Source organism: Rhizorhabdus wittichii (genome assembly GCF_017607425.1).
Lineage (GTDB): Bacteria > Pseudomonadota > Alphaproteobacteria > Sphingomonadales > Sphingomonadaceae > Rhizorhabdus > Rhizorhabdus wittichii.
On record NZ_CP059319.1, the window covers coordinates 3567062 to 3590414 of the forward strand.

Genomic DNA, 23353 nt, shown 5'->3' on the forward strand with positions numbered 1-23353 from the left:
CGCCGCACTTTGATCATCTACCAGAAATCCGCGTCTAAAACCGAACGGAGGTCTGGATCGCGATTTCGCGGGGGCGAGCGGATACCGCGCGTTGCTCGCCGGGAATGAGCGGAAGCGATGCCCCGCCAGTCCGGTCTGCCGCATAGAGCTTGTAGAATTTATTGGTCAGATTTCGGCCGATCAGCGAAATTTGCCAGCGCCCGCTCGGTTCTCCGATGCGCAGGCTTGCATTGAACCGCCAGAATGCCTTCTGGATTGATGCCGGCGAGTAGTTTTCCGAGGCGTAATAGCTGCTGCTGTAGAAGGCGTCGCCGGTCACGCCAAGTTCGAGATCACTTCCGATCGGGGCGGTGAAATCGAAGCCGCCATTACCGGCCCAATCCGGTGAACGCGCCGGCGGACGACCGTCGTTGACCTGCTGCAGCACCGGCGTTCCGGCCGCGGTCAGCAGGCGCCCGCCATTCGCATTGAGCACGAACGAACAACCGGATGGCGCCGCCGCCGTCTGGGCGGACGCGGCGGGAATGGTGTAGGCGTAGCACTGTCCGGTATAGTTCTTCAGCCGATTGTGCACATAGGCGAGGGCGCCATGCAGCTTGAGCTGCGAGGACACCTTGAAGTCGCCCTCGATCTCGAACCCCCGCTGCTTCACCTTGCCCGCATTGTTGATGATGTAGCGGATCAGCGTCGCGTCATAGGTCGTGACCTGCAAATTCTTGTAGTCGTACAGGAACAGGGCGGAGGTCAGCCGCAGGCGACGGTCGAAGAGCTCTCCTTTCGCGCCGAGTTCGACGCCGGCCACCTTTTCCGAATCAAAATCGATGTCGCCAATCGTCGTGTTCGCGGCCATCGGGCTCGTCAGGCCGAAGCCGCCCGACTTGTAGCCGGTCTTGTAGGCGGCATAGATGGTGGACTGCCGATCGGGGTGCCAGGACAGCGTCACTTCCGGCGAGACATTGGAATCCTTGAACTTGCCGGCCAGAATGCCGGGTGTCGGGTCGGTCGATCCCGGGAAGACGGTGTTAGCGGTGTTGAACGCGCCCACCCCCGTCGTGCGGCCGTAGATATTCTGGTTGCGCGTCGTCTTGCGCTCGTGGGTCCAGCGCGCCCCAGCCGCCAGTTCGACCGCTTCGGCGAGATTCCAGGTCGCCTGGCCGAACAGCGAATAGGTCCGTCCGTTCAACGAAGCGACCTTTTCATAGCTGTCATAGCGGCCGTTGGCCGGATTATAGGATATGTCGTTTCGGATCGCGGTATCGTTATAGAGCTTGTCCTTGGACGATTGATAATATCCCCCGAACAGGAAGTTGATGGGCCCATCGAGATCCGTGATCGCCCGCACTTCCTGAGAGAAGCTGCCGAGCGAGGAATCGTCCAGCACGATCAGGCCGCCGTAAACCGTCTGGTCGAGGGCGGAGAGATTGAAATAATCATAGTGGATATAGCCGGTGATCGACGTCAGCTTCACCTTGTCGAAATCGCGGTGCAGGGTCAGCGACCCGACATAGGCGTGGACCAGGCCGCGGGGCGTGCCGTCGCCGCCCGCGCGCGGGAGACCCGCCGCGACGCCCGGCGCGATGCCGCCATAGCTGGTCTGATCATCGAGCCGGCAATCGCCGTAGGGGTCCGCGACACCGAAGGATCGCGGCAGGCCGCCGCTGCATGGACCGATATTCTGGGAATAGGCGCCCGCGCCCTGATCCTTGCCACGGAAGGCGAAAAGCTTCGCCTCGGCGCTGAAGGCCGGATCGGGCTCGAAGCGCAGCGTGATCCTGCCGAGCAGGTCGCTGTCGCCGACCTTCTTCTTGGCACGCCCCGGAACGACCGCGGACGAGGCGGGCTGGGCGGCGGTGTAGAAGGGATTGGCGATGGGCTGCGCATTGTTGTGCAGCCAGCCGCCCATATCGCGATACTTGCCGGCGACGCGGAAGCCCAGCGTGTCCGAGATCGGGCCGGAAACATAAGCTTCGGCGACCTTCTCGTCGGCGATCGTCTCATAGGTCAGCCGGCCGCCGGCTTCGAGCGAACGCGTCGGCCCGGCCGATGTCAGCGCGATCACGCCCGCCGGGCTGTTCTTGCCGAAGAACAGGGCCTGGGGACCTTTCATCACTTCGACCTGCTGGAGATCGAAAAAGCCCAGCATCGCGACACGGCCGGTCGAGGTCTGCACGCCGTCGATCGAAACGGAGACCGCCTGCTCGAACCCGATCTGCCCCGGTGACGAGCTGATGCCGCGAATGGCGATCGAGCCACCGCCGTTGACCTTGTAGTTGCTGACGATGACCGTGGGCGTCAGCTCGCCGATCTTGGTCAGGTCGGCGGCGTTGTTCTTCTGGATGTCGGCGGCCGACAGCGCGCTGACCGCGACCGGCACGTCCATCAGTTTCTCCCCGCGCAAACGCGCGGTCACGACGATCTCTTCGCCCCCCATGGTGTTGGCGCCCTGCGGAGACGTCGAAACATCCTGCGCGGACGCGCAGGTCGCCGAAAGAGCCGCGGCGCAAGTGGAAACGAGCACGCCGTATTTCTTCGATTTCATGAGAATCATCCCTCTCCCCGATTTTGGATATTTATGGGCGAGCCTCTTCACTCCCCGTTCTCACAGGGAATCGTGCATCCGATCGCCATAATTAAATTATTGTCTATTTTTTTATTGTCAACAGATATGTTGATGAAGCGCTTATGCTTCGTCGTCGCGGGGTAGCCTGATCGTCGCGGTGGCCAGCACCACGGGGCGTCCATCCACCGTCGCCTGGCAGAGGATCGAGGCGAGCCCCGCGCCGCCATCGACGGCGTCGACCGTGCCGACGCAATCCACCCGGTCCCCCGCGAAGACGTTCGCCACGAACCGCGCCTTGAAAGAGACGATGCGACCGGCATCCCCCACCGCCCGGGCGAGCATCGTCTGCAGATAGCTGATCGTGATCGGCCCCTGATTCACCAGCCGATCGCCCAGCCCCAGGGCGCGGACGGCGGCCGGATCGAGGTGGATGGGATTGGGATCGTTCATCAGCGCGGCGACCAGCTTCATGCCGGCCGTCGGCACCGAGGCGATATGGAGGGCGGGAATGGCGGCGCCGACGACCCATTTCATGGCCGCGCCTCCCCTTGGCGGGTGACGATCCATCCCTGCCGGACGGTGGCGACGAGCTGATCGCCGCTTTCCAGCAAGCGGTAGACGATCGAGACCCGATCGAACACCGGGATGCGCCCGCCGGTCTTGCGCTCGATCCCGACGATCGAGGTCGTGACGTCATAGCCCGCGCCCGGCCTCAGCGGCGAAGCCAGGTCGATCTCGATCTCGCCGAACAACACATGCCGGGGTTCGGTGCCCAGCAGGTCCATCAGGCCCTGGATGCTGATCCCGGCGCCGCTCAGCGCCACGAAGCAGGCGACCGACGGCAATATCCCCAGTTCGTGCCGCCCTTCCACCGCATCGGTCCAGAGCCAGACATGGTGCGGCAGGAGTTCGAAATGCCCGACCGGAAAAGGCCCGCCATCCGCAAAGACCTGGGCCGACATGCTCATGCGGCCGGCTTCGGATGCGCATAGGGATGCGCGCGCACGAGTTGCCGCCCGACCGCCGGACGACCCCGGACGACGCCGTCCCAGAACGCCAGCAACGCGTCCTCGGCCGCATAGTCGAATTCGGCCGGGCTCAGCCGTCCGTCGACGCCGTCGATAGTCGGCGGATGGGCGAGCCAATGATCGACGGTATGCCCGAGCCATTCGATCGGATCGACCACATCGCGATAGCCGATTTCCCGCCTGGCCTTGCGATTGTCGATCAACTGGTGACGCAGCAGTCCCTGCTCGACATCGCCGCGGCGCATCCAGCTATATTCCCCTGCGAGAGGGACGGCCGTGTTGCCGAGCGGGGCGATCGCCGCCGGAATGTCGACGAACTCGAACGACCAGTCCATCCGGGCGGCGATCGCCTGAATCCACTCGACCAGCGCATATTGGCGCGTATCCGCCGCATTGTAGATCTGGCCCGCCGACGCCTCGCGATGGTCGAGCGCCCGGAGCGCGAACTCGGCGGCATTGGGAGAGGCGCAGCGCCCGTTCAGCACCAGTCCGGCGCCCTGCACGATCCAGCGGCGGCGGCGATCGAGGACGCGCTGGATGACATGCCATTCCAGCGGCGCCACCGCATATGGCCCGTAGACATAGGGATAGCGGACCACCGTCGCCGCGAACGCCCCGCCCCGCCCCGAGGCGAGAACCGCCTGCTCGGTTTCCGCGATACGGTGCAGGAGCCGGCCCATGCCGGAAGGTTCGTTACCCTGCCGCTCATAGGGAGCGTCCTCGGTGGTGGGCACGCCGTCGACCGCCCCCAGCACCGGCGTGCCGCTGATCGACACGAAATGCCCGGTCCGGCCGGCAAGCGCGTCCGCCAGGAAACGGATGCGCCCGTAGGTGGCTATCGTGACGTCCCAGCTCCGCCGGCCGAGATCGCGGTCGATCGTATCGGGATGATGGGGATCGCCATGGATATGCTCGAGATCGTCGAGTTCCGCCAGCTCGTGCGTGCCGCGATGATAGATGGTCACCTGATAGCCCCGGGCGCGCAGTCCCGCGACGATCGCGACGCCGGACGCCGCCGTGCCGCCTATGACGAGCGCCGTCTTCATGGATGAGCATCGGCATTGCGCTGCGGCACGATCATCAACGGCTCCCTCCCACCTGATGGCGCCCATCAGCGCCTTTCCTTCAAGCTAGAAGGTCGCTCGAAGCATTGTCAACACATATGTTGACTTAGATTCGAGGAGACCCTAGCTTCCGTTCGAGAGCGCGGGGAAGCGCGTGACGACCAGGATCGGGGAGGAATGGCGACGATCATGCAGGACAACGGTTTGTTCAAAGAGGACGGCGTGCCCTCGGCGATGCGCGGCATAGGCTCGCTCGAAGACGCGATCCGGGTCCATGCCCGGCTCGATCCCGATCGGCCGGCCATCACCTTCCACGATCGGACGATCAGCTATGGATCGTTCGACAAGCGGACGAACCGGCTCGCCAACGCCTTGCTGTCGGCGGGCTATGGCGCGCAGGACCGGCTGGCGGTCGTGCTGAAGAACGGGCCATGCTCCTATGAAAGCCTGATCGCCGCGCGCAAGATCGGGGCGGTCCAGGTGGCCATCAACTGGCGCCTCGCCCCTTCCGAGATCGCGTGGATCGTCAATGATTGCCGATCGAGGATATTGATCCTCGACGCCGACCTGGCGGACAAGGCGGCCGAGATCGCGGCGATGTTGGATCGTCCGATCGAGATGTTGGTGGCCGGCGACGCCGGCATGGCCGGCCTGGCGAGCGTCGACGAATGGATCGCGCGCTTCTCCGATACCGATCCGGGCCGCACCTCCGCGTTCGACGAGACCGCCATCCAGCTCTATACGTCGGGCACCACCGGCCGGCCGAAGGGCGCGATGCTGTCCAACGGCAATCTCTGGTCCTTTTTCGACAATGCGGCGCGGGTCCTGCCCATGCGCGCCTTCGGCAACCACCTGATCGTCCTGCCGCTGTTCCATGTCGCGGCGCTCATCTGGTCGATGCGCGTCTTCGTCCATGGCGGACATTGCATCGGCATGCGGGAATTCGATCCCGACGCGATGCTGTCGTTGATTCCCCGCTATCGGGTGAACGACTTCGCGACGGTGACCACGGTGCTCTACATGTTGCAGCGCCACGCGCCACGCGATCTCGATTATTCGAGCCTGGAAGGGATCTGCGTCGGCGGCGGCATGCTCAGCGAACGCAGCGCGCGCGAGATGATGGAGACCTTCGGCTGCCCCATCTACGGCATGTATGGATCGACCGAACTGACCTATGGCTGCACCCTGCTCTGGATCGACGAGGCCCTCCTCGAAACGCCCGAACTGCTCGATTCCTGCGGCCGCCCCTTTCCCGACATAACGCTCGGAATCTTCGACCCCGAGAGTGAAGAGGCCTTGCCCGACGGCGTCATCGGCGAACTCTGGGTCAGGGGCGGACAGCGCGGCCAGGGCTATTGGAACCGGCCGGAGGAGACGGCCAAGGCGTTCCGGCCCGACGGCTGGTTCCGCACCGGCGACATGGGCCATCTGCGCGACGGCTATCTCTATATCAGCGATCGGCTGAAGGACATGATCCGTTCGGGCGGCGAGAATGTCTATCCCGCCGAGGTGGAACGCGTGCTGGGCGAGCATCCGGCGGTCCAGGAAGCGGTGGTGATCGGCGTTCCCGACGACATCTGGGGGGAAAGCGTGAAGGCGCTCATCATCCTCCGCGAGGGACGGTCGGCCGAGCCCGCCGAGGTGATCTCCTATGCGCGCGGCCATCTGGCTCCGTTCAAATGTCCGCGATCGGTCGAGTTCGTCGAAGGCTTCCCCCGCACGCCCTCGGGAAAACCCATGAAGAATGTCATCCGCGAGCCCTATTGGGAGAGCTACAGCCGCCGGGTGAACTGAACGGCCCGGGCGCCGCCACGCGGTGGCGGCGCCCGGCGAGGCTCATGCCGGCGCAAGGGCGCGGTCGAGTTCGGTATGGAAATGCTGAAGCGCGGGTTCGTTGCGGCCGAACAGCACCTGATGGTCGGGAAGATGCGGCAGGTCGGCCTGAACCTCCTGGCTCATCGCCCAGTCCTCGGCCTTGACCGTGTCGATAAGGATCTTCCAGTTGCGATCCCAGCGCCGGGTCCATTCGCCGCCGATCATGTCGGGCGTGCACAGCGACTGGATGCGCACCTTGCAACGGCCGGGCACGTCGGTGGGATAGGGCGTCCAGATCTCGAAATGATCGCCCTGCCAGATGAAGAAGCTGTTGGGGAACACCTGGTAGTTGATCGCCACGCTCCTCAGGAACCGATCGCTGTCGAAAGGTTCGTCCTTGATGTCGTCGAAGACCTTGCGGACGCCCAGCAGGCGTCCATGCCGCCCCATCGGCTGAAACGGCGAATGGCGGCCGAAGAAATAGGGCGCGATCGTGTTCGAGTGCAGCTTGGGGATGTGATAGACTTCGAGGAAACCGTCGAGCACGAACTTCCAGTTGATGTCATATTCGAGCACCTCGGCGCGCTCGAGCTGGAAATCCCGCATCGGGAATGAAGCCAGTTCGACATCGAGATCGCCCAGGAACGCCGCGACGTCGATATCCAGGCCCGGCGTCGTGATCAGCCAGATCAGCCCGTGACGCTCCTCGACCGGCAATTCGACCAGGTGGCTCTGCGCATCGTCGATGTCGGGGAAACCCTCCTTCAGCAAAGCATGCAGCCGCCCATCGGAACGATAGGTCCAGCCATGATAGGGGCAGGCGAAAAGCTTGGCCTGTCCTTGCCCGGAAGGGCACAGCCTGGCCGCGCGATGGCGGCAGATATTGAGGAACGCCTTCAGCCTTCCGTCAGGCTGGCGGACGACGATCACCGGGACGCCCGTGTCGTCATGCGCGATATACTGATAGGGTTCTGGGATCGACGATCCATGGCCGACGATCACCGGCAGGGTCGCCATCAGCGCCTTCTCCCGCGCCATATAGGCGGGATCGAAATAAGTGGCGCCGGAATGGGGTTGCGCGGTCGCCGCGAGGCTGGTGCCGTTGCGGTTGAGATAATCGACGATCTCTTCGTAGAGTTTACGCTGCAGCGTCAGTTCCATCATGCGCTCCTTCAGGCGGCCGTGCGCAGAAAGGCGCGCATACCGCGTATCCAGCGGTCTGGGTCGTTCCACTTGCGTTGGGTGTTGGGCAGCGTGTCCTCGTGCGGCGTGATCAGGAAACGATCCGCGATCACGCCCTCGACGATGGCTCGTGCGACCGAAACCGCGTCGAGCACCGCGCTCGTTGCCGCAACGCGGCGGACGCCTTCATTGCCGTCGGCCAGGGAGGCCGCCAGCATGCCCGTCTGGACGGCGCCCGGACAAACGAGGCTCACGCCGATCCCCTGGTCCCCATAGGTGATCGCCATCCACTCCGCGAGCCCAACCGCGGCGTGCTTGGTCACGCTATAGGGTCCCGCGCCAGGCGCGGTCAGCATTCCCGCAGCCGATACGATATTGACGAAATGACCGCGCCCGCGCCGCACCATCAGCGGCAGGGCCGCCCGCGCGGCGTGGACGTGCGCCATCAGGTTGATCCGCCAGGCGCGGTCCCAGTCCCCGGCGGGAAGCTCGACGCCGCCCGTGGTCATGATCCCGGCGTTGGAACATAGAATGTCGATATGGCCGAACGTCCGCTCCGCGAAGGCCACCAGCCGATCGATGTCCTCGCCGGACGTCATATCGGCCTGGCGGGCGATGACGCGCGCCGCGCCGCCGGCATGGCGGGCCGCGACCTGCTCGGCGGCGGAAAGGTCCCGATCGCTGACCAGGATAGCCGCCGCGCCTCCCGCGACGAGCAGGTCGACGAGCGCGGCGCCGATGCCCGCGCCGCCGCCGGTCACCACCACCATGCTATCCTTGACGTCCATCGCGACGCGCCTCCTCTCCACATGATCCCGTTAGGGCTCGGACGCCGGCCTTGCCAACATATGTGTTGACAATACGGTTGCGGAGCACCCACTCCTTCATCAGTCGCTACCTTATCTGCCGGTCCACACCGGCTTGCGCCGCTGGGATGCGGCCGCCAGTCCTTCGAGCCGGTCGGCGGCGGCCTCATAAGCCTCGATCGCTTCGAATCTGGTCGCGAGCGCCACATCCAGCGGATAACCGAGCCGCCCCAGAGCGGCATCCTTTGCCGCCTGCACGGCGAGCGGCGACGCCGCGAGCAGCTTGTCGGCCCATTTCCGCGCCGCTTCGGCAAGATCGCTATATGGCACGACCTCGTTGACCAAGCCGTATCGAGCCGCCTCGGCCACCTTGATGCGCTCGCCGGTCAGGATGAGCGCCATCGCGATATGGTAGGGCAATTGCCGAACGGCGCGATGCACGACGCCGCACTCGCCGATGATGCCGACCTTGGTCTCGGGCAGGCCGAACTGGGTGGTGTCGGCGGCGACGATGATATCGGCGCACATCGCCAGTTCGAAACCGCCGCCGACGCAGAAGCCCTGCACCGCGGCGATCATCGGCTTGCGACAGGTGACCAGCGGCCCGCCGATGCCGGTCAGCCCGCCCGCCAGCGCCATTCGACCATCACGGTCGGTCCCGCCGGACACGTCGGCGCCGATGCAGAAGGCCTTTTCGCCTTCGGCGGACAATATCACCGCCCAGATATCGGGATCGGCGTTGATCTCCCGCCAGGCGTCGTACATCGCCTGGTCCATCTCGGGCGTGATGGCGTTCAGGCCCTGGGGACGATTGAGGCGGACATGCGCGATATGCCCCTCGCGGTGGAATTCCAGATCAGCCATGTCTACTCCTTCGGCGCGACGAGCGGTGTCGTCGGCGGAACCCTGAATTGTTGGATGACGGCCTTGAGGCCTTGCTCGGCCATCCGTTCCCGGACCGCGATCACCGCGGGCGCGAGGTGAAGCAGCGCGTCGATCTCGGCGATGCCCGAAAGCGCCTGGCGGAAGCCGCCGGCCTCCGCGGCCCGGTTGATCGACAGCTTTTTCAGTCGCAGCACATCGGGCGGAGTCAGGGCGATGCGATCCGCCAGGCCGCGAACGGCGGCCAGCAGGTCCGCCGCCGGCACGCAATGATTCGCCCAGCCCCACTCGACGGCGGTGGGGCCATCGATCCAGTTGCCCGGCACGAAGGCGAATTCCTTGGCGCGCTTATGTCCCACCAGGGACACCCAGGCCGGCGCGATGTAGCCGCCACCGATCGGGACGGTGGGCTCCCCGATCCTGACGTCGTCGGCGACGACGGTGATATCCGCGAAGACGCACATCTGGGCGGCCGCCGCGAGACAGAAGCCATGGACGGCGGCGATGACCGGCTTGGGATGATCCCATATGGCGAGCCAGCGCTCGACATTCCGATGCAGCCTCGACCGGTCGGCCATCGGATCGGCAGGTCCCGAATCCCCGCTGCCATAGGCGCCGAGATCCATGCCCGCGCAAAAGCCCCGCCCTTCGCCCCTTATGCCGATGACCGGACCGCCCTCCCCCTTCAGCGCCTCCAGCGCCGCGGAGAATTCGTCCAGCAAGCGGGGCGAAAGAGCGTTGGCCGCCTCGGGGCGGTCGAGCACGATCCAACTGATCGGCCCGTCATGCTCGACGCGGATCGTTTCATAAGCGGCGGCCATGCCCTACGCCCGGCGGCCGATCGGATGGGAACTGCGGACGTGATAGTCGGTCGTCATCGTGGTCCGCAATTCGCGCCGCTGGAACTTCCATTCGCCGTCACGCTTGACGACCGTATCGAAATACTGGCCGTACAGGATGCCGTCCGGGCGTTCCTTGGTGTAGCGGTGGATGGCGAGAACGGTGGAGCGCACCTCGGCCTCGCCGTCGCCGGTGAAATCGATCACGATGTTGGAATTATGATGGCTGGTGGCCCGAAAGAAGGTGCCGATGCCCTCGAGCGTCTGCTTATAGGCCTCCATGCCGGTCGCGCCGAAATTGGGCGCGTAGCTCACCTCGCAATCGTCGACGAACAAGTCCGCAAGCCGGTCCGGCTGGTTCATGTCGAGCGCATGGCTGTATTCGTACATCATCCGCTCGATGGCCCGCTCTTCGATCAGTCTCGTGAGGTCGTTCATATCAATCCCTATGTTGGAGGATGGGGCGCGAGATGCCCCCGGATAACGGCGGAGGTGCCCAGGCCGATGCGCCATATCGCCCCGGAAAATCAGCCGGTTGCTGCTTCATATCCCTCTCCGACGGGCGACCGTCCGATTTCAACACACACGTTGACAGGCCACATCCAACCAGTCAACGAATAAGTTGACAACCCGCCTGTCGATAGGGACTTTCGAAGCCATGCTCGATCTGGATGAAATGCGCGGACTGGCCCAAGCCGCGGCCACCGACATGGGGACCCCGCTCTCCTTCGCGGAGGAAGCGATGATCAGGCTCGCCGTCGCCGTGTCGGTCACATCGCTGGACGCCGCCGCCGTTCGCGAAACCATCGCGGCGGCGCTCGATGCCGGCGTGACGGTCGACGAGGCACAGGAGATCGTTTCGTTGATCTCCGGCCTTGGCGTGCATTCGTTGATGATCAGCGCCACCATCCTCATGGAGGAAGCCGGCACGCGGGAAAGCGCGCCGAGCGATGCGCTGTCGAGCGAGCAGCAGGCCCTGTGGGACCGTCATGTCGGCAACGACCCCTTCTGGATCGGGTTCGAGCGCGAGCTGCCGGGCTTCCTGCGATCCATGCTCAGGCTGTCGCCGGCGCAATTCACCGCCTTCTTCGACTATTGCGCGGTGCCGTGGCGCGGCGGGCGGGTCAGGGCGCGGATCAAGGAACTGGCCGCCATGGCGAGCGACGCCACGCCGACGCACCGCTTCCTTCCGGGTTTCCGCCTGCACCTGGCCAACGCCATCGCGCTGGGCGCCGGGCGGCTGGCGATCGAGCGGACGCTGGAGCTGGCCGCCGCCGCGCCGCCGCACAGCGGGACCCGCTGAGGCGAGGCCCGCCGTCCGGCGCGGCCCGTCGCCTAAACGAGGGTGCCGTCGGCGGCCTTGACCGAAAAGCGCGGAGCGACCTTGCTGACGAACTGCTCCAGCTCCTCCTGATTGGCCTCCGGCTCGAGATGCCCCTGGCCGAACATGAGGAACAGCTCGTCGAAGCCGAGCCGGTCATGCGCCCGCCCGATCTTGTCGGCGATCTCGTCCGCGGTTCCGATCAGCACGTTCGGCGGACGCTGCCCCAGCGGGATGAACCATTCGTCCCAAAACCACATATGCTCTTCGAGGAGCCTGGCCGCGCGATCCTTGTCGTCGGTCAGCATCAGGAAGCCGCCCCAGGCCGACGCATCGGCGCCGGTGGCGGTGCGGCCGGCCTTGGCCGCGCTTTCGATATACCGGTTGTTCAGCGTCTCGCAGAAATCGAGATTGTCGGACAGCACGATCATCTTGCCCTCTTCCCGGGCCCAGAAATCGACCGTCCGCATCGAAGCCGCGAAGCCGCCATAGATGGGCGGATGCGGGCGCTGATAGGGAAGCGGCGCGATGCCGATCTCGCGGACGATGCCGTCCGCATCCTGTCCCTTGCCATATTTGGCGTAGGCGGGATGGCCGGTCGATCCACCATTGGGGGGGAACTCCCAATGCTCGCCCTTGTGGCTGAACACGTCGCTGGTCCACGCCTTCTTGATGACGCGGACGCTCTCCTCGAACAGCGACCGGTTCTTCGCATCCTGCTCGTCCCGCGCCTTGACGTTGTCGGGCGTGGTCGCGCTAATGCCTTCCTTCGCGGCGTAGCTGTCGACCCAGCGGGCATGATAGCCTCGGGTGAAGCCGCAATAGAGCCTGCCCTGCAGCATATGGTCGAGCGTGGCGATCTCCTCGGCGACCCGCACCGGGTTATGCGTGGTCATGGTGTAACCCATGATGCCCGCATGCATCCGCTTGGCGTGCTGCCCGACGAACAGGCTGAACATGCCGGGATGATTATTCGCCTCGAACCCCTCGATCTGGAGATGATGTTCGGGCTGGCAATAGCCGTAGAAGCCCAGTTCGTCGGCAAGCTGGACATAGCCGCGAACCTCTTCGAGGAAGCGCTGGTACAGCTCGGGACGCTGCCCGGCCATTCCCGCCTCGATCTCGTGGCGCCGGCCAACCACGCCGGTCTGCATCAAATGAAAGCGCATCCCATTCCCCATGCTTTGGCGGGCCCGGCCTGGCCGGGACCGCTCAGTCAATACCAGTGTTGACTGCATATCGGCCCAGCCGCCGCATCCTGTCAACTCTTGTGTTGACTGAGCGGTCCGCTTTTTTGATAAGCGCTTGAGACACTGCGCTTTGCCGCTCGGGAGAATGTCATGTCGCCTGTCGTCACAACCGAGGTCTGCCCCTTGGCCGATCTGCTGCTGCGCGCCGCGCATAGCCATCCCGATCGCGCCGCGCTGATCCTGCCCTCGGCCAGGGCCAGCTACGCGGAACTACGGGCAGGCGCCCTGTCGATCGCCCGTTCGCTGCTGGCGATGGGAGCGAGGCGGGGCGCGCATATCGCCCTGCTGATCCCCAACAGCGTCGAATATGCCCAAGCGCTTTTCGGCGTGATGCTCGCCGGTTGCGTGGCCGTTCCGCTCAACACCCGCCACAGAGCCGCCGAACTGGGCTATATCATCGACCACGCCGATATTTTCGCGATCCTGACGAGTCGGCATGACGAGGATCCCGCCGATCTTCACGCCGTGCTGGAAGAGGCCTTGCGCGGCGCGGGGTCCGACGGCGGACGGCGGCGAATCGCGCTCGTGCGTGGAGAGGCGCCCGGCATCGCGCTGGGACGCCGGGCATTCCTGCGTCTCGGCGAGGCCGTCACCGAGGCGCAGGTCGAAAGCGTCCGCCGCTGCGTCCGCGTTCGGGACCCCGCGCTCATCATCTACACATCGGGCACGACCGCCCATCCCAAGGGTTGCGTCCTGCCGCACGAGGCGGTGACCCGAGGCCCGGTGGAACGGGCTCGCCACCGGCTGTCCGTCGGCGATCATGACGTGACCTGGGCGGCGGGACCGCTGTTCCATATCGGCAGCCTGGCCCCGTTCATCGGAAGCGTCGGCGTGGCCGGGACGTTCCTGACGGATAGCTGGTTCGATGCCGGGCGGGCCATCCGGCTGATGACCGAGCATGGCGCGACGCTGGCCTGGCCCTGGTTCTCGGCCATCGCCCAGGCCATCATCGATCATCCGGGGTTCGCCCCCGAACGGTTCGCGACCTTGCGGCACCTGTTCCTGATCGCCCCTCCGGCCCTGGTCGACCGGGTGCAGGACCTGTTGCCGGAAACCGAGATCCTGCAGGCCTGCGGGATGACCGAAACCGCCGGCATCTTCGCCCTCAGCGACCGGAGCGAGGACCGGCTATCGCGCTCGACCACCCAGGGCAAAGCCTATCCCGGCGTGGAGGTGAGAATCGTCGACGCCGACAGCGGCGTTGACCTCCCCGACGGTCACATGGGGGAGATACTGGTCCGCGGCTATAATGTGATGGACGGCTATTGGGCCGATCGGGCCAGGACCGACCAGGGCATCGATGCCGACGGCTGGCTGCGAACCGGCGATCTCTACACCCGGCTCCCTGGCGGCAGTCTCGTTTTCGCGGGTCGCTGCAAGGACATGCTGAAGGTAGGCGGCGAGAATGTCGCGGCGACCGAGGTCGAGGCCGTGCTCGCGGAGCATCCGGCAGTGAAGATCGCCGAGGTGGTCGGAAGACCCGACATCCGGTTGGACGAGGTTCCCGTCGCCTTCGTCGAGCTCCGGGCCGGCCGGACCATCGGCGAAGACGCACTGATAGCCCATTGCCGCGCCCGCGCCGCCGGCTACAAGGTGCCGCGCGCGATCGTCTTCATGACCGACGCGGAATGGCCCATGTCCGCCACGAAGATCGACAAGCGCGCGCTCCGCGCGCGTCTCGCCTAGGACGCCCCGTGCCCATCCTTGCGCATGCCGTCGATGAAGATCGACCAGAAGGTCTCGGCGATCTCCCTCCCCGTCATGCCCTTGCCCGGGACGAACCAGCGATGCGTCCAGTTGAGCATGCCGAACAACGCGTTTTCGATCAGGCGGGGCGACACATCGCTGCGCAAATCCCCTGCGGCGACGGCTTCCTGGATGAAATGGATCAGGGTGCTGTCGAACGACCGGGTCTTCTTCATGATGTCACGGGCCCAAGCGGTCTCCTCCGCGCCCATCTGATGCATCTGTTCCTGGATATAGACGAAGGTCGCCGGGTAGTTTTCCTCATAGGATACCATCAGCCCGACATAGATGGCGTGCAGCCGTTCGACCCAGCTGAGCGACGAATCCGCCAGCAACCGCGCCGCCTCCGCCATGTTGGCGTCCAGCACCCCCTCGACGGTTTCGCGAAACAGCTCTTCCTTGCTGCCGACATAATAATAGACGGTGGCGCGATCCAGCCCGGCCTCGCGACCGATATCCGCCAGGCGCGTCGATTGATAACCCTGCTCCTTGAACAGCTTGGCCGCTATGCGCAGAAGTTCACGACGTTTGGCGACATAATCCGCACCTCCTTCCGCTCGCGCGGAAGAACGACGGCGCGAGATATTGCTGACCTTGCTCATTCTGCCCCTCTGACGTCCCTTCGCTATCGGACGAAGCTAACCACCCAAAGCGATCCACAAGTCAACGATTTAGTTGATCAGCCGGCGATGCCATCACGCAAGGGGCGACGGACGACATGATCTCGACGCTTAGCCATTTCGAACCCAATCCCCATTACGGGGTCGGCATCTTTCGCCGGCGGATCCGTTTCCGCGCGCGGCCCGGGCGCATCTCGGCTCAGGTCGACGACACCCATCATTCCTTCTGGCTCACGCTCGACCATCGGGACCAGGTGATCACGGGCCTGGCCGGGGATTTCATCCGATCGCCGACGACCGTGTGCAAAGGCGCCGTGGCGGGCCTGTCGGCCATGATCGGTTCGCAGATTCCAACCGACGCGTCGGACCTGATCAGGCGACTGCCGCCGACCTCCAACTGCACGCATCTCGTCGATCTCGCCCTGTGGTCGATGCGGCACCTCGAACGTTCCATCCAATGGGACATCGAAATACCCGACCAGACGGACCGACCCGTGTGGATCGGCATATCGCGAAACCAGCGCCCGGTTCATCGCTGGCAGATCGCCGACTTCGCCATCACGGCCCCGCCGGCATGGCAGGGGAAGCCTCTGCTGAAGGGATTTCTGCAATGGGCCCGGGCATCGTTCGACGGCGATGCGCTGATGGCGGCCCATATGCTCCACCGGGGCGTCTTCGTCGCGCGGGGGCGGCACCATATCGTCGACCGCGTGCCTTCGGTTCCTCTGCGCGATGCCGCGGGGATGGAGGGAATGTGCTGGGCCTATTCCGAAGAACGGTTCGCGACCGGCGCGCACACGATCGGCTATGTCCGCGATTTCACCAAGGAAATCATCGAGGAAGGCCGCGCGGACTGATGCACGCGCATTTCGATCGGATTGTCGCTAGTTACGGGCGCAGGATAGTTTTCACGCTTTCGCATCAGGGGCAATGGAGGAGGATTATGGGGCGTCAAAGGAAGCAAAGGGATGAGCCGGAGGCGTCGTCTTCCCTCGGGCTTCCCTTCGGTTCACCCAAGCAGTTGTCCGATGGCGGCATAAAGACGCCGCTCGTCCAGCAGGTCTATGGCGCGATCATGGAGTCGCTCGACGCGGGCGAACTCAAGCCCGGAAGCCGCATCGTCGCGGCGGAAGTGGCGCAGCGCCTGGGGCTGAGCCGCGCCCCGGTGCGCGAGGCGCTGGCCGTGCTCGCGGGCCAGGGGCTGGTCGAGCTGCTGCCGGACCGCGGCGCGATCCTGCGGCCGATGACGCGGCACGACATGGCCGAGATCTACGAGGTCATGGCGCCGGTGATCTCCGTCGCGCTCAGGAGCGCCGCGCTGCGCATGGCGGAGGGCGACAACGCCGCCCGCGTCACCAGCGCGATGGCCGCGATCCGGGCCGCCTCGACCGCCCCCGATTTCCATTTCTTCCTGGTGCTCAACGACTTCCACTATCTGGTGAACGCCATCGCGGAGAAACCCTATGTCGATTTCGTCATGCGGGCGATCAACATCGAATATTGGAATCGCCTGGTCGTCTCCTCGATCCATCTCGCCAGCCACATCGACCAATATGTCACCAACTACCAACGGCTGACCGATGCCCTGCTGGCCGGCGACGCCGGGTCGGCGGCGGCCGTCATGCACTATCACGCGCATTGGTGCGCCCGCTTGCTGGAGCGATAAATCGTCGACGATTATCCATTTAAATGGGATAAAATCCGCCTTAAATTCAAAAATCGTCGACGATACTTGCCTTTCGTTCTGATCCGTGATTAATTCCGATTCGTGCTGAGCCAAATCATGGCCAGCCCCGGCCTGCATCGGGAAAGGGGACAGGATGAAGATTATCGCAAGCGCGCTACTGCTCGGCACCGCACTTTCGGCTGGGAGCGTCCAGGCACAGGCAACCGCGGGAGCGGACGGTTCGGACGCCTATGGCGACATCCTCGTCACGGCCAACAAGACGGGCGCGACCCGCCTGCAGGACACGCCCCTCGCGATCACCGCGTTCAGCGCCCCGGCGCTGGAGGCGACCGGGATCAAGGACGTGCGCGACCTGGCCTCGCTCTCGCCGAACCTGCAGGTGACGCAGAATGCGTCCTTCTCGCAGGTCTATATCCGCGGCATCGGCTCGAACAACGTGTTCGGCGGTTCGGACCCATCGTCGACGATCCATCTCGACGGCGTCTATCTGGCGCGCCCCGCCAGCTACCTCTCCAACTTCCTCGACGTCGAGCGGATCGAGGTGCTGCGCGGGCCGCAGGGCACGCTCTACGGCCGCAACTCGGTGGGCGGCACGATCAACGTCATCAGCCGCAAGCCGACCGACGAGCTCGCCGCCAAGGCCCAGCTGACCTACGGCAACTATAATTTCGCGCGGGCCGAGGGCTATGTCAGCGGGCCGCTGGTCAAGGGCAAGGTCGACGGGTCGATCTCGCTCATCGGCAGCCGCCGCGACGGCTATCTGAAGAACGTCGTCCCGGGCATCGGCGATGCGGACAACGAACGCACGTTCGGCGCGCGCGGCCAGCTCCGCTTCACCCCGTCGGAGCCGCTGGAGATCATCCTGCGCGGCGACTATCTCCATTCGAACGACGCGCTCGCGGGCTATGTGAAGCTGCTCCAGACGACCGCCGATCCGCTGGCCAACAGCGTGCTGGGCGATTATCGCAAGGTCGCGCTCAACATCCGCCCGAAGGCCAACCGCAAGCAATCGGGCGCGGCGGCCGAGATCAATTACGACTTCGGCGACGCCGCCAAGCTCAAGTCGCTCACCGCCTACCGCGCCAACCGGCTCGTCCAGGCCGGCGACACCGACGGCACGGCGCTGAACATCCGCCGCACCGACCAATATGAGAAGCAGCATCAGTTCTCGGAGGAGCTGAACCTGACGGGCAAGCTCGGCGGGCTGACCTATATCCTCGGCGCCTATTATTTCGACGAGCATATCGACGTCGATTCCACCGTCACCACCTTCCCGACGGTGCGGGCGAACTTCTCGCCGACGATCAACACCAAGGCGTGGGCGGGCTTCGCGCAGGGCAATTACGCGCTGACCGACCAGCTCAGCCTGACCGCGGGCATCCGCTATACCCGCGAACGGAAGCGCTTCGATCAGGTGGCGACCAATTTCGACTTCGCCACCGGGCTGCCGCTCGCCACCTATCCGCGGACCTATTCGACGGCGGGCACCTACAAGGCGTGGACGCCGAAATTCGGTATCGAGTTCCGGCCGACCGACGGCGTGCTGCTGTTCGCGTCGGCGACCCGGGGCTTCAAGTCGGGCGGGTTCAACTTCGCCAGCGCCAACCCCGCGCAGGGCTTCGCGCCGGAGACGCTGTGGAGCTATGAAGCGGGCGCCAAGCTCGACCTGTTCGACCGCAAGCTGCGCCTGAACGGCACCTATTTCCACTATGACTACAAGGGCCTGCAGGTGCAGTCCTTCCTGACGCCGGGCGTGATCGACATCACCAACGCGTCCGACGCCACGGTCGACGGCGTCGAGATCGAGGCGGAGGCGCATCCGACCGACTGGCTGCAGCTCGGCGCGAACCTCGCTTATCTGGATGCGGTCTACAAGAACTACACCTCGGCGCTCAAACCGGGGAACATCGTGTTCGATGCGTCGGGCAACCGGCTGAACCTGTCGCCCAAATGGTCGTACACCCTCTATGCCCAGGCCAACGTGCCGGTGGGCGACGGCGCCTTCTTCGCGCGCGGCGAATATAGCCACCGCACCCGGCAATATTTCACGGCGATCAACGGCGGACTCGACCAGCAGGCCGGCTACGGGCTGATCAACGCCAGCATCGGCTACACGCTGCCGGGCGACCACATCCAGTTCCTGCTGTTCGGCCGCAACCTCGCCGACAAGGAATATGTCACCAGCACGGCGAGCTTCGCGTCCGGCATCGTCGGCCGCGTCGGCGAACCGCGCACCTACGGCATCCGGGCCGTGTTCAAATATTGAGCATGGCCATGACGGGACAGGTGGACATCATGATCGGCGGCTTCTGTGATCCGCGCTTCGCGAAAGTGGGCGAGGCCTTCGCCGCCAACTTCCGCGAGCGCGGCGAGCTCGGCGGCGCGGTCTGTGTCTATGAGGATGGCGCGCGCCGCGTCGATCTGTGGGGCGGATGGGCGAATGCCGGGCGCACCCGGCCCTGGCGCGAGGACATGATCGTCTGCATGATGTCGGTGGGCAAGGGCATGGCCGCGCTATGCCTGTGGATGCTCGTCGACCGCGGCCTGGTCGACATGGACGCGCCGGTGGCGCGCTACTGGCCGGAATTCGCGCAGGCCGGCAAGGGGGCGATCACCGTGCGAACCCTGGTCACGGGCAAGGCGGGATTGCTCTACGCCGATCATGCGCCCGACGGCGCGGGGTTCGACTGGGACGTGATGATCCGCGCGCTGGAGGTGCAGGAGCCGGTCTGGGAACCGGGCATGGACCACGGCTATCATTCCGCCACGGCGGGCTATCTGCTGGGCGAACTGGTCCGCCGGGTCGACGGCCGGCCGCTCGACCGCTTCCTGCGCGAGGAGGTCTGCCTGCCGCTCGGCGCCGACTATGGCTATGGCGCCGCCTGGACCGATCCCGGCCGGGTCGCCGACATCGTGCCCAACGAGGCGAGCCACACCTTCGTGCAATCGCGCGACGTCACCACCAAGCTGGGACGCGCCTGGCGGATGCGCCCGCAGTCCCCCGATCACTACAACGATGCGCGGATGCGCAGCGGGCTGATGCCGTCGACCAACGGCCACGGCAATGCGCGCGGCGTCGCGCGGATCTTCGCGGCGCTGGCCTGCGGCGGCGCGCTGGACGGCGTGCGCCTGCTCTCCGCGGCGACCATCGACCGCATGCGGGAGGAAAGCTGGTTCGGGCAGTGCGCGATGACCGACCGCGTCTTCCGCTATGGCCAGGGCTTCTTCCTGAACGAGGCGAACATGTCCCCCATGGGCTCCAATCCCGGCGCGTTCGGCCATCCGGGCGCGGGCGGCGCACTCGGCTTCGCCGATCCCGAGAACCGCATCGCCTTCTCCTACAGCCCCGCGCTGATGTGCGAGGGCGGCGGCCTCGGCGATCGCTGCGCGGCGCTGTCGGCGGCGGTGTACGCATGAGCGGGCGGTTCGCGGGCAAGGTGGCGATCGTCACCGGCGGCAGCTCGGGCATCGGCCGGGTGGTGGCGGAGGCGCTGGCGCGCGAAGGCGCGCAGGTCGCGGTCGTCGCCAGCAGCAGCCTCGACAAGGCGAGCGACGTGGCGAACGGCATCGTCGCGGCGGGCGGTGTCGCGCGGGCCTTCGCGGTCGACGTGCGCGACGCCGACGCCGTCGCCCGGCTCATCGGGCAGGTGGTCGAGGCGTTCGGCGGGGTGGACCTGCTGGTCAACGCCGCCGGTGTGTTCTTTCCGACGCCGGCCGGCGACACCCCGCCGGCCGATGCGGCGCGGCTGCTCGACATCAACGTCGCGGGCGTGTGGAACATGATCTCCGCGACCGTGCCCGCGCTGCGGCAGCGCGGTGGCGGGCGGATCGTCAACCTCGCATCGGTCGCGGCGGTGGTCGGGGTCAAGGGCTTCGCGCTCTATTGCGCCAGCAAGGCGGCGGTCGCGATGCTGACCCGCGCGCTCGCCGCCGAACTCGCCCCGCAGGGCATCGCGATCAACGCGGTGGCGCCGGGCAACACCGCCACGCCGATGAACGCCGACGTCCGCGCCGACCCGGCGATGGCCGACGGCATGCGGCAGATCACGCCGAGCGGCACCGCATTCAGCGACGCGGCCGACATCGCCGGCATCGTCCTCTACCTGCTCTCCGACGCGGCGCGCCCGGTCCATGGCAGCGTCTGGCTGGCGGACGAGGGCATCTCGGCGGCGATCGGCTGATGGCGACGGCCGGCCCCGTGACGGAACCTTCCCGCGCCGGGGGCTATGCCTGGTATGTGGCCGCGCTGCTCGCGACGGGCCATCTCGTGTCCTTCATCGACCGCTTCCTGATGAGCCTGCTGATGGAGCCGCTGAAGGCCGATCTCGGCGTCAGCGACGCGCAGCTCGGGCTGTTGCAGGGCACGGGCTTCGTGATCCTCTACACCGTCGTCGCGGTGCCGCTCGGCCGGATGGCGGACCGGATGAACCGGCGCAACCTGATCATCGCCGGCATGGTGCTGTGGAGCCTGGCCACCGCCGCCTGCGGGCTCGCCGGCAGCTTCGGCTCGCTGTTCCTCGCGCGGGTCGGCGTCGGCTTCGGGGAGGCGGCGCTGGTGCCGGCCGCGATGTCGCTGCTGGCGGCCTATTTCCCCCGCCGGCAGCTCGGCCGGGCGGTCTCGCTGTTCACCACCGGCGCGTCGCTGGGCAAGAGCGCCGCGCTGATCGGCGGCGGCGCCGTCCTCGCGGCGGTCACCGCCACCGGCGGGATGACGCTGGCCGGCATCGGCCATCTCCTTCCCTGGCAGGCGACCTTCGTGATCATGGCCGCGCCCGGCTTCGTGCTGGCGTTGCTGATGCTGAGCGTGCGCGAGCCCGCCCGGACGGGAACGGCCGCCGGCGCGGCGCCCGATTTCGCCGCCACCTTCTCCTATCTCCGCCAGCACCGCGCCGCCTATGCGACGCACACCGTCGCCGCCACGATCGTCGTCCTGCTGGTCCAGACCATCGCCGCCTGGATGCCGAGCTTCTATGTGCGCTTCTTCGCGATGACGCCGCCGCAGGCCGGGCTGGTGGTGGGCGGCATCGTCCTCCTCGCCGCGCCGCTCGGCCATATCAGCGGGGGGATGCTGACCGATCTCTTCCAGTCGCGGCAGGCCCGGTCGCCGGCCGCGCCGGTGATCGTCGTCGGTCTGCTCGGCGCGATCCCGTGCGTGCTGCTGTTCGCGACCAGCCGCGATCTGGCGACCTCGGTCGTCGCGGCGGGGCTGCTCAACTTCTTCCTGACGCTGGCGTCGCCGGCGACCCTGGCGGGGGTGCAGATGCTGACGCCGGATCGCCTGCGCGGCGTCGTCACGTCGATGTTCCTCGCCACCGTGACCCTGATCGGCATCGGCTGCGGGCCGGCGATGATCGGCCTGCTCACCGATACGCTCGGCGGGCCCGACCGGCTCGGCCAGTCGCTGCTCATCGCCGTGCCGATCCTGGCCTTGTCGGGCGCGGCGCTGGCGCTGGCCAGCCGCCCCCCCTTCGGACGCACCGCCGCCGCGGCCATCGCGGCGCACTAGGAGTTCCCATGCAGAAAACCGGAAAAGCGATCATCACCTGCGCGGTGACGGGATCGATCCACACGCCCTCCATGTCGCCGCACCTGCCGATCACGCCCGACGAGATCGCCCGCCAGTCGATCGAGGCGGCCGAGGCCGGCGCCGCCATCCTGCACCTGCACGCGCGCGATCCCCGCGACGGGCGCCCGTCTCCCGATCCCGATCTCTACATGCAGTTCCTGCCGCGCATCAAACAGGCGACCGACGCGGTGATCAACATCACCACCGGCGGCGCGCCGGGCTTCTCCGAGGAGGACCGCCTCGTCGGCCCGCTGCGCGCCAGCCCGGAGATGACGTCGCTCAACATGGGGTCGATGAATTTCGGCTTCTTCGGCCTGGCCGACAAGTTCGACTGGAAGCACGACTGGGAACGCGAGCTCATGCTCGGCAGCAAGCGCTTTCCCGCCAACCATAATTTCGCGCTGATCGAGCGGATCATGATCGAGCTGGGCCAGGGCCACGGCACCCGCTTCGAATATGAATGCTACGACATCGGCCACCTCTACACCGTCAAGCATTTCGCCGACGCGGGGCTGATCAAGCCGCCCTATCTGATCCAGGGCATCTTCGGGATCCTGGGCGGCATCGGCGCCGACCTCGAGAATTTCATGCTGATGAAGCAGACCGCCGACCGTCTGTTCGGCGACGATTATCTGCTGTCCTGCTTCGCGGTCGGCCGGCCGCAGATGAAGTTCCTGGCGCAGTGCGCGCTCGCCGGCGGCAATGTCCGCGTCGGGCTGGAGGACAGCCTCTACATCGCCAAGGGCCGGCTCGCGGCCAGCAATGCCGAGCAGGTTCGCAAGATCCGCGACATTCTGGACGTCCTCGAGGTGGAGGTCGCGACGCCCGCCGAAGCGCGCGCGATCCTCGGCCTCAAGGGCGACGACGCGGTCGCCTTCTAGACCTGATCCGATCCGGTTCGGGCCGGGCCGGAACGAACCCGTTTTTCCTTTTGTCGGCCGTGATCGCGGCCCGGCGGACGCAGCCGCCTGCCCCGATCACCCTGAG

General features: G+C 66.0%; 21 protein-coding genes. 10 read left to right on the forward strand and 11 right to left on the reverse strand.

Going from position 1 to position 23353, the window contains the following annotated elements; translation table 11 throughout:
• Positions 1-34 precede the first annotated feature (34 nt).
• The 4 genes from HRJ34_RS17085 to HRJ34_RS17100 all read right to left on the reverse strand — a co-directional run bounded on the left by HRJ34_RS17085 (position 35) and on the right by HRJ34_RS17100 (position 4634).
• Positions 35-2410, reverse strand: a complete 2376-nt coding sequence (locus tag HRJ34_RS17085; RefSeq protein ID WP_208631911.1) for a TonB-dependent receptor — start codon at positions 2408-2410, stop codon at positions 35-37.
• Positions 2411-2680: 270 nt separating this feature from the next.
• On the reverse strand, positions 2681-3094 hold the full coding sequence (locus HRJ34_RS17090; RefSeq protein WP_208631912.1) for a MaoC family dehydratase: 414 nt from the start codon (positions 3092-3094) through the stop codon (positions 2681-2683).
• Positions 3091-3528: a hypothetical protein gene (locus HRJ34_RS17095; RefSeq protein ID WP_208631913.1), complete on the reverse strand. Its 438-nt coding sequence runs from the start codon at positions 3526-3528 to the stop codon at positions 3091-3093. Before HRJ34_RS17095 ends, HRJ34_RS17090 begins: the two co-directional genes overlap by 4 nt.
• Complete coding sequence (locus HRJ34_RS17100; protein ID WP_208631914.1) at positions 3525-4634, reverse strand: NAD-dependent epimerase/dehydratase family protein; 1110 nt, start codon at positions 4632-4634, stop codon at positions 3525-3527. The genes HRJ34_RS17095 and HRJ34_RS17100 overlap by 4 nt, the downstream gene beginning before the upstream one ends.
• A 195-nt stretch (positions 4635-4829) precedes the next feature.
• Between HRJ34_RS17100 and HRJ34_RS17105 the strand changes: the two genes are divergently transcribed.
• Complete coding sequence (locus HRJ34_RS17105) at positions 4830-6446, forward strand: AMP-binding protein (protein ID WP_208631915.1); 1617 nt, start codon at positions 4830-4832, stop codon at positions 6444-6446.
• A 42-nt stretch (positions 6447-6488) separates the two neighbouring features.
• Here HRJ34_RS17105 and HRJ34_RS17110 read toward each other — a convergent pair whose 3' ends face one another.
• The 5 genes from HRJ34_RS17110 to HRJ34_RS17130 form a co-directional block, all read right to left on the reverse strand.
• Positions 6489-7628 (reverse strand): aromatic ring-hydroxylating oxygenase subunit alpha, encoded by a 1140-nt coding sequence (locus tag HRJ34_RS17110; protein ID WP_208631916.1) that lies wholly within the window; start codon positions 7626-7628, stop codon positions 6489-6491.
• Between the two features lie 11 nt (positions 7629-7639).
• On the reverse strand, positions 7640-8437 hold the full coding sequence (locus HRJ34_RS17115; protein WP_208631917.1) for an SDR family oxidoreductase: 798 nt from the start codon (positions 8435-8437) through the stop codon (positions 7640-7642).
• Between the two features lie 111 nt (positions 8438-8548).
• Positions 8549-9319, reverse strand: coding sequence for an enoyl-CoA hydratase-related protein (locus tag HRJ34_RS17120; protein ID WP_208631918.1), 771 nt, complete (start codon positions 9317-9319; stop codon positions 8549-8551).
• A 2-nt stretch (positions 9320-9321) separates the two neighbouring features.
• Positions 9322-10158 (reverse strand): enoyl-CoA hydratase-related protein, encoded by an 837-nt coding sequence (locus HRJ34_RS17125; RefSeq protein ID WP_208631919.1) that lies wholly within the window; start codon positions 10156-10158, stop codon positions 9322-9324.
• 3 nt (positions 10159-10161) lie between these two features.
• Complete coding sequence (locus HRJ34_RS17130; RefSeq protein WP_208631920.1) at positions 10162-10614, reverse strand: nuclear transport factor 2 family protein; 453 nt, start codon at positions 10612-10614, stop codon at positions 10162-10164.
• Positions 10615-10834: 220 nt separating this feature from the next.
• Here HRJ34_RS17130 and HRJ34_RS17135 point away from each other — a divergent pair, with 220 nt between their 5' ends.
• Entirely contained in the window at positions 10835-11479 is a 645-nt protein-coding gene (locus HRJ34_RS17135; protein ID WP_208631921.1) for a carboxymuconolactone decarboxylase family protein, read from the forward strand.
• A gap of 32 nt (positions 11480-11511) precedes the next feature.
• Here the strand turns inward: HRJ34_RS17135 and HRJ34_RS17140 are convergent, their stop codons facing one another.
• Positions 11512-12666 carry an LLM class flavin-dependent oxidoreductase gene (locus HRJ34_RS17140; RefSeq protein WP_029992619.1) on the reverse strand — a complete coding sequence of 385 codons (1155 nt, stop codon included), beginning with the start codon at positions 12664-12666 and terminating at the stop codon, positions 11512-11514.
• Positions 12667-12837: 171 nt separating this feature from the next.
• Here HRJ34_RS17140 and HRJ34_RS17145 point away from each other — a divergent pair, with 171 nt between their 5' ends.
• Entirely contained in the window at positions 12838-14433 is a 1596-nt protein-coding gene (locus HRJ34_RS17145) for a class I adenylate-forming enzyme family protein (RefSeq protein WP_208631922.1), read from the forward strand.
• On the opposite strand, the gene HRJ34_RS17150 is transcribed toward HRJ34_RS17145, so the two are convergent.
• Positions 14430-15095, reverse strand: coding sequence for a TetR/AcrR family transcriptional regulator (locus tag HRJ34_RS17150; RefSeq protein WP_208631923.1), 666 nt, complete (start codon positions 15093-15095; stop codon positions 14430-14432). The genes HRJ34_RS17145 and HRJ34_RS17150 overlap by 4 nt on opposite strands.
• 116 nt (positions 15096-15211) lie before the next feature.
• Between HRJ34_RS17150 and HRJ34_RS17155 the strand changes: the two genes are divergently transcribed.
• From HRJ34_RS17155 to HRJ34_RS17185, 7 genes are all read left to right on the forward strand, one after another.
• On the forward strand, positions 15212-15970 hold the full coding sequence (locus HRJ34_RS17155) for a DUF2889 domain-containing protein (RefSeq protein ID WP_208631924.1): 759 nt from the start codon (positions 15212-15214) through the stop codon (positions 15968-15970).
• A gap of 164 nt (positions 15971-16134) precedes the next feature.
• The gene (locus tag HRJ34_RS17160) at positions 16135-16779 is read left to right on the forward strand and encodes a GntR family transcriptional regulator (RefSeq protein WP_037505148.1); all 645 of its coding nucleotides are present in this window, start codon (positions 16135-16137) and stop codon (positions 16777-16779) included.
• A 154-nt stretch (positions 16780-16933) separates the two neighbouring features.
• On the forward strand, positions 16934-19066 hold the full coding sequence (locus HRJ34_RS17165) for a TonB-dependent receptor (RefSeq protein WP_208631925.1): 2133 nt from the start codon (positions 16934-16936) through the stop codon (positions 19064-19066).
• Positions 19067-19074: 8 nt separating this feature from the next.
• Positions 19075-20217, forward strand: a complete 1143-nt coding sequence (locus HRJ34_RS17170) for a serine hydrolase domain-containing protein (protein WP_226948830.1) — start codon at positions 19075-19077, stop codon at positions 20215-20217.
• Positions 20214-20981 carry an SDR family NAD(P)-dependent oxidoreductase gene (locus HRJ34_RS17175; protein ID WP_208631926.1) on the forward strand — a complete coding sequence of 256 codons (768 nt, stop codon included), beginning with the start codon at positions 20214-20216 and terminating at the stop codon, positions 20979-20981. The genes HRJ34_RS17170 and HRJ34_RS17175 overlap by 4 nt, the downstream gene beginning before the upstream one ends.
• Before the next feature lie 17 nt (positions 20982-20998).
• Positions 20999-22306: an MFS transporter gene (locus HRJ34_RS17180; protein WP_226948831.1), complete on the forward strand. Its 1308-nt coding sequence runs from the start codon at positions 20999-21001 to the stop codon at positions 22304-22306.
• 8 nt (positions 22307-22314) lie between these two features.
• Positions 22315-23247 (forward strand): BKACE family enzyme, encoded by a 933-nt coding sequence (locus HRJ34_RS17185; protein WP_208631928.1) that lies wholly within the window; start codon positions 22315-22317, stop codon positions 23245-23247.
• Positions 23248-23353 lie beyond the last annotated feature (106 nt).

Coding starts and splice junctions, on each gene's coding strand:
- HRJ34_RS17120 (WP_208631918.1), bottom strand. CDS start 9,319: ATGGCTGATCTGGAATTCCACCGCGAGGGGCATATCGCGCATGTCCGC.
- HRJ34_RS17090 (WP_208631912.1), bottom strand. CDS start 3,094: ATGAAATGGGTCGTCGGCGCCGCCATTCCCGCCCTCCATATCGCCTCG.
- HRJ34_RS17170 (WP_226948830.1), top strand. CDS start 19,075: ATGACGGGACAGGTGGACATCATGATCGGCGGCTTCTGTGATCCGCGC.
- HRJ34_RS17105 (WP_208631915.1), top strand. CDS start 4,830: ATGGCGACGATCATGCAGGACAACGGTTTGTTCAAAGAGGACGGCGTG.
- HRJ34_RS17110 (WP_208631916.1), bottom strand. CDS start 7,628: ATGGAACTGACGCTGCAGCGTAAACTCTACGAAGAGATCGTCGATTAT.
- HRJ34_RS17165 (WP_208631925.1), top strand. CDS start 16,934: ATGAAGATTATCGCAAGCGCGCTACTGCTCGGCACCGCACTTTCGGCT.
- HRJ34_RS17145 (WP_208631922.1), top strand. CDS start 12,838: ATGTCGCCTGTCGTCACAACCGAGGTCTGCCCCTTGGCCGATCTGCTG.
- HRJ34_RS17140 (WP_029992619.1), bottom strand. CDS start 12,666: ATGCGCTTTCATTTGATGCAGACCGGCGTGGTTGGCCGGCGCCACGAG.
- HRJ34_RS17150 (WP_208631923.1), bottom strand. CDS start 15,095: ATGAGCAAGGTCAGCAATATCTCGCGCCGTCGTTCTTCCGCGCGAGCG.
- HRJ34_RS17175 (WP_208631926.1), top strand. CDS start 20,214: ATGAGCGGGCGGTTCGCGGGCAAGGTGGCGATCGTCACCGGCGGCAGC.
- HRJ34_RS17125 (WP_208631919.1), bottom strand. CDS start 10,158: ATGGCCGCCGCTTATGAAACGATCCGCGTCGAGCATGACGGGCCGATC.
- HRJ34_RS17115 (WP_208631917.1), bottom strand. CDS start 8,437: ATGGACGTCAAGGATAGCATGGTGGTGGTGACCGGCGGCGGCGCGGGC.
- HRJ34_RS17130 (WP_208631920.1), bottom strand. CDS start 10,614: ATGAACGACCTCACGAGACTGATCGAAGAGCGGGCCATCGAGCGGATG.
- HRJ34_RS17185 (WP_208631928.1), top strand. CDS start 22,315: ATGCAGAAAACCGGAAAAGCGATCATCACCTGCGCGGTGACGGGATCG.
- HRJ34_RS17135 (WP_208631921.1), top strand. CDS start 10,835: ATGCTCGATCTGGATGAAATGCGCGGACTGGCCCAAGCCGCGGCCACC.
- HRJ34_RS17100 (WP_208631914.1), bottom strand. CDS start 4,634: ATGAAGACGGCGCTCGTCATAGGCGGCACGGCGGCGTCCGGCGTCGCG.
- HRJ34_RS17095 (WP_208631913.1), bottom strand. CDS start 3,528: ATGAGCATGTCGGCCCAGGTCTTTGCGGATGGCGGGCCTTTTCCGGTC.
- HRJ34_RS17155 (WP_208631924.1), top strand. CDS start 15,212: ATGATCTCGACGCTTAGCCATTTCGAACCCAATCCCCATTACGGGGTC.